The sequence below is a fragment of the Pseudoxanthomonas sacheonensis genome (assembly GCF_031455975.1).
GTDB lineage: Bacteria > Pseudomonadota > Gammaproteobacteria > Xanthomonadales > Xanthomonadaceae > Pseudoxanthomonas_A > Pseudoxanthomonas_A sacheonensis_A.
This window is the reverse complement of sequence record NZ_JAVDTT010000004.1, coordinates 220,400-235,557: the sequence shown is the minus strand read 5'-3', so window position 1 is coordinate 235,557 and position 15,158 is coordinate 220,400. Positions and strand designations below refer to the sequence as shown.

Annotated in this window: 14 protein-coding genes; 8 read left to right on the top strand and 6 right to left on the bottom strand. The window is 63.1% G+C overall.

Annotated elements, in window-relative coordinates:
- Window positions 1-43: 43 nt before the first annotated feature.
- Window positions 44-1,354 carry a S41 family peptidase gene (locus tag J2W94_RS15615; RefSeq protein ID WP_310095421.1) on the bottom strand — a complete coding sequence of 437 codons (1,311 nt, stop codon included), beginning with the start codon at window positions 1,352-1,354 and terminating at the stop codon, window positions 44-46.
- A gap of 489 nt (window positions 1,355-1,843) precedes the next feature.
- Here J2W94_RS15615 and J2W94_RS15610 point away from each other — a divergent pair, with 489 nt between their 5' ends.
- The 4 genes from J2W94_RS15610 to J2W94_RS15595 all read left to right on the top strand — a co-directional run bounded on the left by J2W94_RS15610 (window position 1,844) and on the right by J2W94_RS15595 (window position 5,217).
- Window positions 1,844-2,587, top strand: a complete 744-nt coding sequence (locus tag J2W94_RS15610; RefSeq protein WP_310095419.1) for a hypothetical protein — start codon at window positions 1,844-1,846, stop codon at window positions 2,585-2,587.
- Window positions 2,588-2,815: 228 nt separating this feature from the next.
- Window positions 2,816-3,085 (top strand): YegP family protein, encoded by a 270-nt coding sequence (locus tag J2W94_RS15605; protein WP_310095416.1) that lies wholly within the window; start codon window positions 2,816-2,818, stop codon window positions 3,083-3,085.
- A 593-nt stretch (window positions 3,086-3,678) separates the two neighbouring features.
- Entirely contained in the window at window positions 3,679-4,371 is a 693-nt protein-coding gene (locus J2W94_RS15600; RefSeq protein ID WP_310095413.1) for a DNA alkylation repair protein, read from the top strand.
- Between the two features lie 141 nt (window positions 4,372-4,512).
- The gene (locus J2W94_RS15595; protein WP_310095410.1) at window positions 4,513-5,217 is read left to right on the top strand and encodes an aspartate/glutamate racemase family protein; all 705 of its coding nucleotides are present in this window, start codon (window positions 4,513-4,515) and stop codon (window positions 5,215-5,217) included.
- Between the two features lie 43 nt (window positions 5,218-5,260).
- On the opposite strand, the gene J2W94_RS15590 is transcribed toward J2W94_RS15595, so the two are convergent.
- Window positions 5,261-6,214, bottom strand: coding sequence for an MBL fold metallo-hydrolase (locus J2W94_RS15590; protein WP_310095407.1), 954 nt, complete (start codon window positions 6,212-6,214; stop codon window positions 5,261-5,263).
- A 242-nt stretch (window positions 6,215-6,456) separates the two neighbouring features.
- Between J2W94_RS15590 and J2W94_RS15585 the strand changes: the two genes are divergently transcribed.
- The gene (locus tag J2W94_RS15585) at window positions 6,457-7,626 is read left to right on the top strand and encodes a hypothetical protein (RefSeq protein ID WP_310095405.1); all 1,170 of its coding nucleotides are present in this window, start codon (window positions 6,457-6,459) and stop codon (window positions 7,624-7,626) included.
- A 78-nt stretch (window positions 7,627-7,704) separates the two neighbouring features.
- On the opposite strand, the gene J2W94_RS15580 is transcribed toward J2W94_RS15585, so the two are convergent.
- Window positions 7,705-8,100 (bottom strand): transposase, encoded by a 396-nt coding sequence (locus J2W94_RS15580; RefSeq protein ID WP_310095402.1) that lies wholly within the window; start codon window positions 8,098-8,100, stop codon window positions 7,705-7,707.
- Between the two features lie 232 nt (window positions 8,101-8,332).
- On the opposite strand from J2W94_RS15580, the gene J2W94_RS15575 reads away from it, so the two are divergent.
- Complete coding sequence (locus tag J2W94_RS15575) at window positions 8,333-8,812, top strand: SRPBCC family protein (protein ID WP_310095400.1); 480 nt, start codon at window positions 8,333-8,335, stop codon at window positions 8,810-8,812.
- A gap of 70 nt (window positions 8,813-8,882) precedes the next feature.
- Here J2W94_RS15575 and J2W94_RS15570 read toward each other — a convergent pair whose 3' ends face one another.
- Complete coding sequence (locus J2W94_RS15570) at window positions 8,883-9,113, bottom strand: hypothetical protein (protein ID WP_310095398.1); 231 nt, start codon at window positions 9,111-9,113, stop codon at window positions 8,883-8,885.
- A 299-nt stretch (window positions 9,114-9,412) separates the two neighbouring features.
- Between J2W94_RS15570 and J2W94_RS15565 the strand changes: the two genes are divergently transcribed.
- Window positions 9,413-9,898, top strand: coding sequence for a hypothetical protein (locus J2W94_RS15565; protein WP_310095395.1), 486 nt, complete (start codon window positions 9,413-9,415; stop codon window positions 9,896-9,898).
- A 126-nt stretch (window positions 9,899-10,024) separates the two neighbouring features.
- On the opposite strand, the gene J2W94_RS15560 is transcribed toward J2W94_RS15565, so the two are convergent.
- Window positions 10,025-13,189: an efflux RND transporter permease subunit gene (locus tag J2W94_RS15560; RefSeq protein ID WP_310095393.1), complete on the bottom strand. Its 3,165-nt coding sequence runs from the start codon at window positions 13,187-13,189 to the stop codon at window positions 10,025-10,027.
- A 3-nt stretch (window positions 13,190-13,192) separates the two neighbouring features.
- On the bottom strand, window positions 13,193-14,341 hold the full coding sequence (locus J2W94_RS15555; RefSeq protein ID WP_430540632.1) for an efflux RND transporter periplasmic adaptor subunit: 1,149 nt from the start codon (window positions 14,339-14,341) through the stop codon (window positions 13,193-13,195).
- A gap of 84 nt (window positions 14,342-14,425) precedes the next feature.
- Between J2W94_RS15555 and J2W94_RS15550 the strand changes: the two genes are divergently transcribed.
- Entirely contained in the window at window positions 14,426-15,091 is a 666-nt protein-coding gene (locus J2W94_RS15550) for a TetR/AcrR family transcriptional regulator (protein WP_310095391.1), read from the top strand.
- Window positions 15,092-15,158: the final 67 nt, after the last annotated feature.

Below are 15,158 nucleotides of genomic sequence, written 5' to 3'. Positions count from 1 at the left end.
GCGAGCGACGCGGTCAACTTTCATCTACCGCTTCCTACGGGTTTCAGCGCCCTGCCGGCTTCGCATTACGGCGAAGCCGGCTGGAACGCCCATCCAGCCCCTCGACTTCGAGTGCGTCGACCGCGCGCTTGCCGTCCCGCGCGAAAGTCAGGCGCAGGGTGGGATCGGCGGCGACGGTGAAGACATCGCCGCCCAGCGGCAGCAACACCACGGCAGGCCTGCGGCCGCGCTTGATCACCAGTCGGCCATTGTCTTCGGCAATGGTCATCGAACCGAAACCGCCGACGTAGTCGGCGGGGTTGCCGCTCTGCCGTGGCTGCGCTTCGGCGCGCAAGCCATCCAGCGCCCAGCGCGCTTCGGTGGTTTCGTTCGCCGGCCGCTCGGCTACGATCTTTTCCAATGCCAGTCCGCGCGCGGTCTCCAGCGCCTGCGACGAGGCGACTTGCACGTCGGGGATCACGCCGTCGCCTTCCCAGTTCTTGCCGGTGATCGGGCTGATCGGCGTGCCATTGGAAACGAACACGCGGAAGCCGTTGCCCGCGTCCACTTCGCCGCCCGGATTGGCGGCGCCGGCGCTAGCCTCGCCGACGATGGTGGCGCGCTTGGCGTTCTTCACGGTATAGGCGAAGGCCTCGGCCGCCGAGCCTGTGCGTGCGCTCTCCAGTACGTACAGCGGCACTTGCAGTCTGGGCGAGGCGAACCAGTCGGTAGGCGCTTCGCTATCGGTGCCTTGGCGTCGGTGGAAGGTGTTGTAGATGTCGGCGCCTTTGGGGGTGAAGGCACTGGTCAGATAGCCGACCATCGCCGGCGAGCCGCCGCCGTTGGCTCGTAGGTCGACGATCACGGCGTCGGTGCCGGCGATGAGCTGCAGTGCGGCTTCGATAGCTTGGCGCGCGGGTTGATCGGGTTTTCCGAATTCGAAATCGGCGAACTGGCGCAAGTCGATATAGCCGATATTGCCGGGCAGGATTTCGACGCGGCGAATGCCGTGCTGGGTGCCCTGCGTCGGAGGAGGTCCGCGCTGCGGCCGGCGGTCGCCTTCTTTCTTATCGTCCTTGGCGGTCGGCGGCGACCATTGGACATTGAAATGCGTGTCCAGCGGTTTCAGGCGGTCGGTCAGCGCGGCGGCCAGTTCGCGGTTGTCGTTGTAGGTATCGAAATCGCCTTTGGCGGCGGAAGCGCGCAGGTCGTTGGCGATGCTTTTGCCGCGGGTGACGTCGTAGAAGTTGTCTTCTATGGCCTTGGCGACGGCGTCGGTATCGGTGCGCGGCGAGGCCGATGCGTGGCCCGCGAGGACGAGTGAGAGAGCCAGGCTCAAGGCGCAGGCCAATGCGTAGGGGAATCGTGCGGTCATTGGCGTCTCGCGTTGTCGAGCAAATGGGGAACCCGAGCTGGCCCGGATTGTGGCGAGCATAGGGAGGGGTGCTTAGGCCACCATGTGCCGGAAGTCAGCGCCTGTAACGCAGAAAGTAGGTTTCCGGTAAAGCCGGGAGCAAGTCGCGCAGCGGTGGCAGGCGGAGCGGACGTTCGCATCAGGGGTGGGCAGTCCAAGACAGTTGTAGTACTGAATGGCCCAAGTACTTCGTCCAACAAAGTCCGGCAATCCACTACGCGTGTTTTGCGCAAATACGGCACCTGACACGGTCAGTAATGCAGTCATCGTTGCGGCTGACGTTTTTCAACAAAACTTCGTTTGTGCTATTTATTAAATACATTCCGTGCTTTTTTTCTTTCTGTTTCAATTACTTACAATATATTTGTGTAATTGCACAACTAAATATGTTGGTCTAGATCAATTTTGAAATTATTCTGCGCAGGCTTGACAGGCCGAAAAAGGCGCCCCATGCTGCGTGGCAAATGGGGCACAGAGGCAAAACTCATGGCTGGCCAGACAGAACAGAAAGTGGTCACTCCTCCGTACGTTACGTATCGGACGTTCATTAACTCGCTAATAAAACTTAAAGAGCGAGGTGTTCCCGCACGTATCGACTCGAGCGTTTTCTCCGGCCAGTCGAATTCAGGTATAGCTGCGTTGCTTGCTGCCTATAAGTACTTGGGCTTGATGAAAGACAACGCTGCTCCATCCGACACTTTGCATCAGCTTGTAGCCGCGGACGACACGAATCGAGGGGCGCTAATAAAGGCGCTGTTGGAATCGCGATATTCGTTTCTACAATCACCGCAGCTCGACCTAGCCAACGCCACAACACAGCAAGTGGAAAGTGCGTTCCGTGAGCAAGGCATTAAAGGCAGCACCATCACGAAAGCAGTGTCTTTCTTTCTAGCAGCCGCAGGCGACGCAGGCATAGGCGTCTCGGGACACATAAAAACTCCCGCAGCTAAGCGCAGCGGACCGGCGCGCACGAAACGCAATGGGAGAGGAAGTGGAAAAGGAAGCGGAGGTAGTGAGAGTGGAAATACCGGGGCTGGCACTGGTGCACCCCCACCAGCAGCAAAAACAGCTGCCGAACAATTGCTAGGCAAGTTTCCAGACTTCGACCCGACGTGGCCGGAAGAAATAAAGACAAAGTGGTTTGAATCGTTCGCATCGCTTCGCGGTGCAATGCTTAAAGAGGAACCGAAATGAGGAGAGCATGAGCCTGCATACACCCCCACCGACCCGAGTGACCGGGCTTCCGTGTACGCAGGCCAAAACGAAGCGACCCCCGACTGGACTAGAGTCGAGGGTCGCATGGAACGCAAGTCACTCACCTTGTTTCACACCAAACGACAGCTGACGTAGGTACGTAGCCCATTAAGTGCCTCCATAATTCTAGCACTCGCAAGGCGTAGTTACTAGCCAAGCAATAGAACTGTGAACTCGCTCACGTGGGCGCGTATTGGCGTCGTGTTGTCAATCAATTTGCAAGACAACTGCGAGGCTTTACTTATGTATTTCTATATTTTCAAAAGCGACGTCAACAATCAGTGGTACTTCAACATCCGTAGTGCAAACCATGAGCGAATCGCCAGCTCTGAGGGTTACCACAACAAGCAGGATGCACTGAGCACTATCAATGTGATCAAAGCAGGCGCAGCTGGTGCGCCGATCTACGATGCCTCACTATCAAAGTGGGCGGCGTAAGTGACCTTGGGCGGCGAGGTAATTCTCGCCGCCTTTCTAGTCATGTTTTGGAGGATTTATGCCTAACAAGATGACTGGCCCTAAAGCGGCCGCAGCAGCAGCAAAGGTACTGAACTCTTCGAGCACCGGTAGCAACTCTAAGACTGCAGCCGGCAGCGCGTTGACTCAGAGTCGTACACGCGGGGAAACCACCTCACCGCGTGCAGCCACGGCAGCGTCGCAGGTGATGCGTGACGGCCGTACTTCCGCGGCATCGAAGTCAGCCGCCGCAAGTGCATTGTCACAAGCACGTGGCAAGAAGTAAGGCGTAAATGATGTGGGGCCGCTTTTTGGCGGCCCCACATTCTTGTCCAGCCCGCGTAGGGCGGAACCCGCACATTCGCGACTCACGTCGCTCCTACGCGCGAACGATGCTGTGCGCAGCGGCTCGTCGCATCTCTGAAATGACGTAGCGCGGGTAGAGCCGCAGGCGAAACCCGGGGCTCTCTCCGCATCGTGTTGAAAGGCCCTGGATTTCGCTACGCTCTACCCAGGCTACGTGCTCTACAACTCAATTCGGCGACAATCCTTCTACTTCTCCGATGACTTTCGAGATGGAAAACCTCCCCGACATCTGCAGACAGGCGAATCTGGCCTTGCTGCCGCTGGCCGATCCCGCGCGCGCGCCGGCGATGAAGGCGTATATGAAGCAGCGCTACGACTTCTTGGGCATCGCCACCCCAGCGCGGCGATTGGCTTTGAAACCGCTGCTGGCGACGCTGAAGACGGCCGACGCCGATGTCTTGCTGACGGCCGCCGAGCAGTTGTGGGCGATGCCCGAACGCGAGTTCCAGTACGCGGCCATCGACATCCTCGCGAAATTTTCCCGCAAGCTGGAGCTGGACCATGTGCCGGCCATGCTGGAACTGGCGCAACAAAAATCCTGGTGGGACACGGTCGACGGCCTGGCCGGCGTGATCGGCGACATTTTGTATCGCTGGCGCCATTCGCGGGAGATGGAAGAACTGGTTGAAGCCGCGCTGATCCATCCCGACCTGTGGATACGCCGCATCGCCATGCTGCACCAGCTGCGATGGAAGTCGGATACCGACGCCGCGCGCCTGTTCCGCTTCGCCACGACCCTGGCACCGGAAAGCGATTTCTTCATCCGCAAAGCCATAGGCTGGGCACTGCGCGACTACAGCTGGCACCAGCCGCAGGCAGTCAGGGAATTCGTCGACCGCATGGCCGACAAGCTGTCGCCGTTGTCGCGCCGGGAAGCCTTGCGCGCGATACAGACTTCATAGGGTGGGCTCAAGCCCACCGCATGTGTTTGGAGAACGTCTGACTTGCACATGGCGGTGGGCCATGGCCCACCCTATGCTGTTCTCCGTTCTTGGCGAGCTACCGGGCCACGTGAAGACTTTTGCAAACCAACGGAGATCGACGTGAAAACCATCGGCCTGATCGGCGGCATGAGCTGGGAATCGACTATTCCCTACTACCGCCAGATCAACGAACTGACCAAGCAACGCCTGGGCGGATTGCACTCGGCGCGCATCGTCCTGTACAGCGTCGACTTCCACGACATCGAACGGCTGCAGCACGCTGGCGACTGGGATGCCGCGGGCGCGGTGCTGGCCGATGCCGCGCGCGCCTTGCAGGCGGCCGGCGCGGATTTCGTGGTCGTGTGCACCAACACCATGCACAAGGTCGCCGCCCATATCGAAGCGGCCGTATCGATCCCGCTGCTGCATATCGCCGACCCGACCGCCGCTGCCATCAAAGACGCCGGACATACCGTCGTCGGCCTGATCGGCACCCGTTTCACCATGGAAGAGGCCTTCTACCGCGGACGCCTGCGCGAACGCCATGGCCTGCGCGTCATCGTCCCCGAAGCCGCCGACCGCGAGCTGATACACCGCGTCATCTACGAAGAACTGTGCCTAGGCGACGTGCTGCCGGCCTCCCGCGCCGAATACCGCGGGATCATGGCCGCCCTGGTAGCCCAAGGCGCGCAGGCCATCATCCTGGGCTGCACAGAAATCTCGCTGCTGGTGGACGCCTCCGACGCCTCGGTGCCGTTGTTCGACACCACCGCACTGCATGCGGCAGCGGCAGTAGAGACCGCACTGATCGGTTCACCCGCGTAGCCCGCTCGCGCGGCGGATTCCGCCTTACGGCGCTACGAATAACCTAGCCCGGTACGCCGCGTCGCTGCTCCGGAATCCAGACGAAATCGGCTCCTTGCTTGCGCACGCGTCCGAGACCCGGGAAGGGGAAATGAACGGCGTAAACCCGCAGGTCCTCATCGGCGGCTTTTTGCAGCATCGCCCGACGGGCGGCTTGGGCTTTCGGCGCATCCTCGTCGAAAGCGATCTTCCAATCCGGCCGTTGCACAGAAATGATCGAATGATGGGCCGTGTCGCCGATATAGAGCAGTCGCTCCCCTTGCGACACGATCTCGGCTCCGGAGTGACCGGACGTATGGCCGTAGATGGCCACGGCCGTGACCCCAGGCGCGATGCTTTCTCCGGGTTGGAAAGCCGCCACCTTGGGTGCGATCGCGTGCACCAGTGAGGCTTGTTCGGCGTTGCTCTTCATCGATGCCCATTCGACGGCCGAGACATGGATCGTCGCATTCGGGAAGACCAGCGCGCCCTTGGCGTCGACCAGTCCGCCCACATGATCCGGATGGCTATGCGAAATAAAGATGTCGGTCACTTCCGCGGGATCGACCTCCGCCGCGCGCAGGGAAGCGACCAATCGGCCGGCGACGGCGAAGTCCGCCTTGCCCGCGCCGGTATCGAACAGCACGATGCGGTTTCCGGTACGGACCAGCAGCGGCTGTATGCTGAATTCGACCTTGTCGGTAGGTTGCCCTGCCGCGGCCAACAGGGCCGAGACCGCCGCAGGCGGCTGTCCGACGCCTACGGTCTTGCCGTCGTTGGGGACGGTGATATCGCCGTCCTTCAAAGCGATGGCGTCCAGTGCCCCGATCTTGAACCGATGGACATCGGTGCTGACGGGCGCAGGGGCTGCCGGCGCGGCCGCTGGTTCAGTCGCAGGCTCAGCCGGAGTCGTCGTGGAGGGCGGCGAGCAAGCCACCAGCGAAAGCGCCGCAGCCGCGAGGATGAGTCGTAGTTTCATGGTTGAGCTCCTGAGCAGGAATCAAAGTCCTCCCCTCCGGCCTCCATCATCGCACCCCCGCGTTGTCGTTCTGTAGACATCGACCCTGTCATGCCGGTCAAACCCTGCTTAGATTCCGCAGGGCGGGCTTTCAGCATGTCGCTTTTCTGTCCCGACGCTAGCGCAACCTGAAACGTGGCGATGATGGGCCAACGTCCACCCTACGTGGCTCGTCGAATCGGCTACCCTTCGGTTCCCCGCCCATGGGTCTCTTCCGTATGCGCTGCAAGAAATTCCTGGCCGTCGCAATACTCGCGGCTCTAGCGCCGATGGCCGCGGCGCAAGTCGTCGGCGTCGCCCTCGACCCCAAAGCCGTGCTGGTGGAAGGCGAATTGCAGATCGTCGACTCGCCACCCGCCGATTCCGTCGTGTTCTTCGAATTCTCGGGCGCCCGGGCGAAACGGCTCGGCCAGGTACGCGCGCCGACGAGTTTCCAAGGCCCGCCGTCTTCGGTCGCCATCACCGCCGACGGCAAGTTGGCGCTGGCGACCGCGTCCCTGCGCATCGACCCCATCAATCCGAAAGAGCTGGCACCAAACAACAAACTGACGGTGATCGATCTTTCCGCTTCGCCCGTACGCGTCGTGCAGACGATCGAATTGGGCGCGTCGCCTTCCTCGGTCGCGATCGATTCCACCGGCACCCTGGCGCTCGCGGTGCACAACGCCGATGACAGCGTAACGGTGCTGGCGCTGGCGGACGGCCACGCCAGGATCGTGGAGAAACTGCCGCTGGGCAAAGGCGCCGGCCCCCTCGCGGCAGCGTTCGCGCCCGATGGCAAACGACTGCTCATCTCTTTTCCCGATCGAGGACGGATCGGCGTGTTCGCGGTGGAGAACGGACGCCTGAACGTACCGGCGATCCGGGAGTTGAGCGCCGGCATCTACCCGACCGCGTTGTCGTATTGCGGTCGCAGCGGGCTGGCCGTGGTCGGCAACTACGGCAAAGTCACCGGCGATATCGACACGATCAGTCTGCTCGACGTGGGCGCCGCTACGCCGCGTGTGATCGATACGGTCAGCGTAGGACCCGCGCCCGAGGGCGTGGCGTGCTCTCCGGATGGACGTTATGCCGCCGCCTCGCTGCAGAACATGAGCACGCTGCCCAGGACAAACCCGTTCTATTCGCCCTCCAGCCGCGTGGTGCTGTTGAAGATCGACGGCAAGCGCCTGCACCGCATCGCCGAAGCGCCGTTCGGCGCCTGGGCGCAGGGCGTCGGTTTTCTCGACGATTCCCGCACCCTGTTCGCGCAGAGCATGGGCGACCGCTCGCTGCACCTGTTCCGCATCGAAGGCGAAACGCTCGAGATCGCCGCGCCGCCCATCGTCTTCGAGGACGGCGCACCGGTGTCCTACGGCATTTCCGGACGCTGACCGCGGAAGCGTGATGAGCGACGCCCCTACGGTGGGCTTCAGCCCACCGCCAGCGACATGTTTGAGAACTTCGAACTTCTAGCTCGCCTTCAGAATCTCAGACCGAAATTTCCGGCTGCGCCTGAAGATCATATGGTTGCGAACCAATTGCTCCAGAAGACGCTGCGCTTCCGGCGCTTCGGACATCGCCTCCAGGACCGGCGGCCACACGCCATCATCGGTCCAGCGGCAGAACCGGACATAGACGTTGTGGATTTTGGAGTGGCTCAGCGGCAGGTCCGACCATGGGATTCCGGATTCGGCTTTCAGCAGCACCAGATCCAGGAACTGCCGGGTACCTTCATTCCCTGCCCCGCGCTTGGTAAGCGAGCCCTGTAGCGACGCGTGGATCCTCGCCCATGTCGAAGCGTCGAAATACTCCTTGAGCGGGGTTTCCATTTTTGTCGCGGCATCGAAGCCGTCATTGCTGTCCATGTCCTCACAGTAAGAAATTCCGCTTCGACGTAATGACGATTTACGCGAACCTAACGTTCTTAGATTGAGAACCAACCGGGCAAGGCCCATAGCGCGAGACTCTAGGCGGCCCCTCCGCATCTTCCCGAATCGGCGCGATAGACGAAGTCCGAGTCTCCGTTTTAACCCCACGCATGCAGACCCGGCGCTAACCTCGCCTCTCTTCTGGATTGCGACCAAAAAGGAGACGGCCATGGCGAGCATCCATCATCAACTGGCGATCCGGACGCCCATCGCGCAGGTGTATGCCGCGCTGTCCGAACCGGAGGGGATCGGTACCTGGTGGGACCAGCAGACGGCGGTGCAGACCGACGCCGGCCTGGTGCTGGAGCACAACCCTGGCGAACAACACGGCGTCGTCCGCCTGAAAGTGCTGCAACGCCTGCCCAACCGGCGCGTGGAATGGGAATGCATCAGCGAACATCCCCCGACCAGTCCGGCGTCGGCATGGACCGGCACCCACTTCGTCTTCGAACTGTCCGAAGGACCCAGCGCAGCGGCCGACATCGAACGCGACTGCGCCGAAGACGATGCCAAGGACAATCCGATCACCACCCTGGATTTTCGGCAGACGCATTACGACGATGCCAGCCCTTTCGCCGGCTTCAACAACTTCGCCTGGGGCCAGGTGCTGGCCAACCTCAAGCAAGTGTGCGAGTCGCGCAAGGACTGAGCGAGGCCGTAGGTTGGGCAATGAATCCAACTCTTCCCGCCGAGGAGAGTGCGACGACCGCCCTTTCGAACTACAACCCTGCGACGAAGAAGGCCACCAGGCCCAGATAGAAGAAAACCGCCACGCCTGCGACGACCGCTTGCGCCGGGCTCGATCCGAAGCGGAACTTCGTGCGATGGCCGATCGCCATGCGCAGGATCAAGGATGGCGCACCAATGACCAAGGTGAACAACACAGCCCCAGTGAGCCAGACCGGCCAGACGAGGGTAGCCAGGAAAATCAGCATTCCGGCGATCGTCATGCAGCAGCTCGCAATCAGCGCCCACAAAGAGGCGCCGCTCCAATTCAATTTTCCCGCTTGCATCCCCGTCCCCAAAAGTAGCGCACGCCAGGTGCGCGATCCCCGACACCGAATTTGCGGGTTGGTGCACTGCACATCAAGCATCCAGGCTGTCGGCGGATAACCATTCGTCCGATGGTCGGTAGGGACGGTTCCGATCGGTTTGCGGAAAAAGGCGGTTCGCCGGGATCGCGCCGCTGGCGATTGACGGCGCGACTCCCTGGCCCTATCAAGGTCTACTGCCATCGTCAGGTTCCGCCATGGTCGCCGCCACCCACTCAAGACACCCCATCGACTGGAAACAAGCCGTGTACGGCGGCCTGTTGATCGCCGTGGCCGACGCCCTCTTCGCCATCGCGGTCTGGTTCGAATGGACCGCGAAAGGCGTGACCCAGGTGTTCCAGAGCATCGCCGTCGGCGTACTCGGCAAGGCCAGTTACGAGGGCGGTACGGCAACGGCCCTGCTGGGCGCGGGACTGCATGCGGCCATGGCCATCGCCTTCGTCGTGATCTGCATCGCGCTCAGCTCCCGCTTCCGCCTGCTGGTGGAAAAGCCGGTGGTCGCCGGCCTGCTCTACGGCGTGGGGTTGTATGTGGTAATGAACTTCGTGGTGATGCCGCTGTCGCGCGTAGGCGCGTCGCCGTCATTCAAGCATCTCGATACGATGGCGATGAGCGTGGTGGCGCATATGGTGTTCGGCGTGGTGTGCACGCTGTTCGCAAGGCGGGCGCGGCGCGGGGGTTGAGCACCAACTCCTAAAAAGCCGTCATCCCGACGAATGCCGGGACCCAACTTTCCGACATCGGCGGGCTGGATCCCGGCGTTCGCCGGGATGACGAACTTATTTTTCCTGGCTTCGCTGCGTGCGCCCTCAGGCCGTTCCGCGCTCTTCCGGCTTCACCTTGAACCACGCCGCGTACAGCGCCGGCAGGAACAGCAGCGTCAGCGCCGTGGCCACGGTCAGGCCGCCCATGATGGCCACCGCCATCGGGCCGAAGAAGGCGCTGCGCGACAGCGGGATCATCGCCAGCACGGCGGCGAGCGCGGTCAGCACGATGGGGCGGAAGCGGCGCACGGTAGCGTCGATGATCGCGTGCCAGCGGTCGTGGCCGGCATCGATGTCCTGCTGGATCTGATCGACCAGGATCACCGAGTTGCGCATGATCATGCCCGACAGCGCGATGGTGCCGAGCATGGCCACGAAGCCGAACGGCACGCGGAACACCAGCAGCGCGAAGGTCACGCCGATCAGGCCCAGCGGCGCGGTCAGCATCACCAGCGCCATGCGCGAGAAGCTGCGCAGCTGCAGCATCAGCAGCGTGGCCACCGCCAGCAGGAACAGCGGCAGGCCGGCCTTGATCGAGTTCTGTCCGCGCCCCGAATCCTCCACCGTGCCGCCTGTTTCCAGCAGGTAGCCCTGCGGCAGCTCGCTGCGGATCTTTTCCAGGGTGGGCAGGATCTGCTCGACCACCGTCGGCGGAGTGAGACCGTCGCGGATGTCGGCGCGCACGGTGACCGTGGGCAGGCGGTTGCGGTGCCAGATGATGCCGTCCTCGAACGCGTATTCGATATCGGCGATCTGCGACAGCGGCACACTGCCGTTGGTGGTGGGCACGGCCAGACTGCCGAGCATGTCCAGGCGCACGCGTTCGTCCTCCGGACCGCGCAGCAGGATCTCGACCAGTTCGTTGCCTTCCCGATAGGTGCTGACGCGCAGACCCGAGAGCGATCCGGTGAGGAAATGCGACACGTCGGCGGTGCTGACGCCCAGCGTGCGCGCGCGGTCCTGGTCGATCTTCAAGCGCACGACCTTGCTGGGCTCGTCCCAGTCCAGATTGACGTTGGTGACGTTGGGATTGGCGCGCACCTTGTCGGCGACCTGATGGGCCAGCGCCTGCACGCGATCGATGTGCTCGCCGGCGATGCGGAACTGGATGGGATAGCCGACCGGCGGACCGTTTTCCAACCGCGTCACGCGGAACTGCAATTCGGGGAACTGCGGACCTACCTCCTTGATCAGCCACTCGCGCATCGATTCGCGCGCCTCGATGTCCTTGGTCAAGACCACGAACTGGGCGAAGTTGGCCTGCGGCAGCTGCTGGTCCAGCGGCAGGTAGAAGCGCGGCGAACCGGTGCCCACGTAAGCCACGTAGTTGTCCACGCCTTCGCGCTTGGCCAGCATTTTTTCCAGTTTCTCGGCCTGGACCTGGGTGGAACGCAGCGAACTGCCTTCGGCCAGCTCCATGTCCACCATCAGTTCCGGCCGCACCGAGTCGGGGAAGAACTGCTGCGGCACGAACCGGAACAGCGCGATCGACAGTACGAACGCCAGCACGGTCACCCCGATCACCAACCAGCGATGGCGCAGGCAGGCGTCGAGTAGTTTGCGGTAGCGCTGGTAGAAGGCGGTCTGGTAGGGATCGTGCTCGTGACCGTCGTGGACCTTGGGCGCGAGCACGCTGGAGAACGCGGGGAGGCGGCCGGCCAGGCGCGCGCGGAAATCGTGCCAACGCGCCGCCAGCGAACCGGGCTTCGGCGGCTTGGGCTGATGCAGATCCGGCAGCATCTTGTCGCCCAGGTAGGGAATGAACAGCACCGCCGCGATCCACGACACGATCAGCGCGATGGTGACCACCTGGAATAGCGAGCGCGTGTATTCGCCGGTGCCCGAGGCCGCGGTGGCGATGGGCAGGAAGCCGGCCGCGGTGACCAGGGTGCCGGTGAGCATGGGGAAGGCGGTAGAGGTGTAGGCGAAGCTGGCCGCGCGCATGCGGTCGAAGCCCTGCTCCATCTTGATGGCCATCATCTCCACCGCGATGATCGCGTCGTCCACCAGCAGCCCCAGCGCCAGCACCAGCGCGCCCAGCGAGATCTTGTGCAGGCCGATATTGAAGTAGTGCATGACCGCGAAGGTCATCGCCAGCACCAGCGGGATGGTCACCGCCACCACCAGACCGGTGCGCAGGCCCAACGAGAAGAAGCTGACTAGCAGCACGATGACCACCGCTTCGGTCAGCACGCGCACGAATTCGCCGACCGAATCCTGCACCGCGTGCGGCTGGTCGGAAACCTTGCGCAGCTCCATGCCGGTGGGAATGGTTTTCTGCAGGCGTTCGAATTCCGCGTCCAGGGTCTTGCCCAGGCGGATGATGTCGCCGCCGTTCTTCATCGCCACCGCCAGGCCTATCGCGTCCTGGCCCATGAAACGCATCTTCGGCGCGGAAGGATCGGCGAAGCCGCGATGCACCTCAGCGATGTCGCCCAGCCGCAGCGTGCGGCCGCCGGCCTGGATCGGGAAGTCGCGGATGTCCTTGACCGAATCGAAGGCGCCGCTGACGCGCAACTGCACGCGGTCGCTGGTGGTCTCGAAGAAGCCGGCCGAGGTCACCGCGTTCTGCTGGTCCAGCGCCTGCTGCACCTGGCTGAGCGGAATTCCCAGCGTGGCCAGCTTGGTGTTGGACAGCTCTATCCAGACCTTCTCGTCCTGCAGCCCGATCAGTTCTACCTTGCCCACGTCGGCGACCCGCTGCAGCTCCAGCTGGATGCGCTCGGCGTAGTCCTTCATCACCGCGTAATCGAAGCCAGGACCGGTGAGCGCGTAGATATTGCCGAAGGTGTCGCCGAATTCGTCGTTGAAGAAAGGACCGACCACGCCCTCGGGCAGGGTGGCCTTGATGTCGCCGACTTTCTTGCGCGCCTGGTACCAGAGCTCGGGCACTTCATCGGAGTGCATGGAGTCGCGTGCGATGAACATCACCTGCGATTCGCCGGGGCGCGAATACGAGCGGATGAACTCGTAGTTGCCGGTGGTCATCAGCGCCTTTTCGATGCGCTCGGTGACCTGTTTGGCGACTTCATCGGCCGGCGCGCCCGGCCACACGGTGCGCACCACCATCACCTTGAAGGTGAAGGGCGGGTCTTCGGACTGGCCCAGGTGCCGGTACGACCAGGCGCCGATCAGGGCGAGCACGATCATCGCGTACAGCACCAACGCGCGATGCGTCAGCGCCCATTCGGAAAGATTGAAGCGCTTCATGGGTCAGTCCGCCTTGGGAGTGGCGGCGACGACTTTCTTCGACAGCAGGGGACGATTGTCGCGGTCCACCGGCGTGACCGGCTGGCCTTCGCGCAGCAGATGCCCGCCGGCGCCGACCACCCAGTCGCTGGCCTTGAGGCCGCCGAGCACGGGCACGTCGGTTTCGCCATATCGGCCCAACTGCACCGGCTGCGATTTCACCTTGCCGCTCTGCGGATCGACCACCCAGACCGCCGTCGCGCCCTTGGCGCCGCGCTGCACCGCCGAAAGCGGCACGCTGAGCGCGGCCTCCGGTCCGGTTTCCTGCACGTAGACGCGGGCGCTCTGGCCCAGTTCGACTGCTTTGGCTGCGGCGCCGACCAGATTGACGCGCGCGGCGTAGGTGCGGGTTTGCGCATCGGCGGCGGGGGAAATTTCGCGGATCAAACCGGGCAAACGCTCGCCCGGCGCGTTCCACAGTTCCACCAGCACCGGCTGGCCGACCGTGAAGTCGCGGATGCGGCCTTCGGGCAGCGAGATCGCCACTTCGCGGCCGTCGTCGGCGGCCAGGGTAAAGATGGTCTGGCCGGCGGCGACCACCTGCCCGGCTTCGGCCTGGCGGGTGGCGATGACACCGTCGTGCGGCGCGCGCAGTTGCGAATAGGCGGCCTGGTTGCGGGCCACATCGAGCTGGGCGCGGGCCGCGCGGGCCTGGCCTTCGGCGGCTTTGTAGGCCGCGTTCTGCGCATCGTAGGTGGATTGGCTGACAAGTTTGTCGCCCACCAGCTTGGCGTAGCGGTCGCGGTCGCCGCGGGCGCGGACCAGATCGGCTTCGGCGGCGGCCAGCTGGGCTTGCGCGGCCTGCGCCTGCAGGGAAAGGTCGTCGGCGTCCAGCACGGCCAGGACTTGGCCCTGTTTGACCTGGGTGCCGGCATCCACGTTGCGGCGGATCAGGTTGCCGCCGACCCGGAACGAGAGCGGGCTTTCTTCGCGGGCGCGCACTTCGCCGGCATAGGCGGACAGCGCGGCCTGCGCACCACCGCCCGGATGCACCACCAGGACCGGGCGCGCGACTTCGGCCGATTCGGACTGGCCGCCACAGGCAGAGAGCCCCAGCAATAGAAGGAGCAGAATTCCGTAGCTGCGCGCATTGCGCATGGACACACTGCACATAGGGAGAACACTCCGTCTTGTTCATCAATAAATGGACTTGACGGTATAGTATAAATATCGAACCGATTAGTCTAGTATTGAGAAATGGTCAGTAACCCCTCCCCCGCCAGCCGTCAAAAAACGGCCCCCAGGCTTTCGGGCCCCGGCCGGCCCAAGGACCTGGCCAAGCGCGACGCCATCCTGGAGGCGGCCAAGCGTCTGTTCTCCGGCGATGGCTACGCCGGCGTCAGCATGGACCAGATCGCGGCCGAGGCCGGCGTCTCCAAGCTCACTGTTTACAGCCATTTCGGCGACAAGGAAGCGCTGTTCGCGGCCGCCGTGCGCGCCAAGTGCGAGGAAATGCTGCCGGACGACCTGTTCGCCCAGGAGCTGAAAGGTCCGTTGCGCGCGCAGCTCAAGGCGATCGCCAGCGGCTTCTTCGCCCTGATCAGCAGCGACGAGGCGATCAGCACGCATCGCATGATGATCACCCCGGGCAACGCCGACGATCCGCTGCGCAAGTTGTTCTGGGAAGCCGGTCCGCAGCGCACCCATCAGGCCTTCGGCGCTTTCCTGCAGTCGCGGGTGGAGGCCGGCGAGCTGGACATCGTCGATGTGCAGCGCGCGTCGGAGCAGTTCTTCGCCCTGATCAAGGGCGAGCTGCACGGCCGGATGATGTGCGGCATTGGCGCCCGACCCGCACGGGGCGACGTCAACGCCCATCTGGATGCCAGCGTGGACATGTTCCTGCGCGCCTATGCCAAGTCTTGAAAAACCAAGGCGATCGATCATGACGGAGGTCGCGGTGACTTCCGGCACTGCGTATCGGTGTGGTAGT

Coding starts and splice junctions, on each gene's coding strand:
- J2W94_RS15615 (WP_310095421.1), bottom strand. CDS start 1,354: ATGACCGCACGATTCCCCTACGCATTGGCCTGCGCCTTGAGCCTGGCT.
- J2W94_RS15610 (WP_310095419.1), top strand. CDS start 1,844: ATGCTGCGTGGCAAATGGGGCACAGAGGCAAAACTCATGGCTGGCCAG.
- J2W94_RS15600 (WP_310095413.1), top strand. CDS start 3,679: ATGGAAAACCTCCCCGACATCTGCAGACAGGCGAATCTGGCCTTGCTG.
- J2W94_RS15590 (WP_310095407.1), bottom strand. CDS start 6,214: ATGAAACTACGACTCATCCTCGCGGCTGCGGCGCTTTCGCTGGTGGCT.
- J2W94_RS15585 (WP_310095405.1), top strand. CDS start 6,457: ATGGGTCTCTTCCGTATGCGCTGCAAGAAATTCCTGGCCGTCGCAATA.
- J2W94_RS15580 (WP_310095402.1), bottom strand. CDS start 8,100: ATGGACAGCAATGACGGCTTCGATGCCGCGACAAAAATGGAAACCCCG.
- J2W94_RS15575 (WP_310095400.1), top strand. CDS start 8,333: ATGGCGAGCATCCATCATCAACTGGCGATCCGGACGCCCATCGCGCAG.
- J2W94_RS15570 (WP_310095398.1), bottom strand. CDS start 9,113: ATGACGATCGCCGGAATGCTGATTTTCCTGGCTACCCTCGTCTGGCCG.
- J2W94_RS15565 (WP_310095395.1), top strand. CDS start 9,413: ATGGTCGCCGCCACCCACTCAAGACACCCCATCGACTGGAAACAAGCC.
- J2W94_RS15560 (WP_310095393.1), bottom strand. CDS start 13,189: ATGAAGCGCTTCAATCTTTCCGAATGGGCGCTGACGCATCGCGCGTTG.
- J2W94_RS15555 (WP_430540632.1), bottom strand. CDS start 14,341: ATGTGCAGTGTGTCCATGCGCAATGCGCGCAGCTACGGAATTCTGCTC.
- J2W94_RS15550 (WP_310095391.1), top strand. CDS start 14,426: ATGGTCAGTAACCCCTCCCCCGCCAGCCGTCAAAAAACGGCCCCCAGG.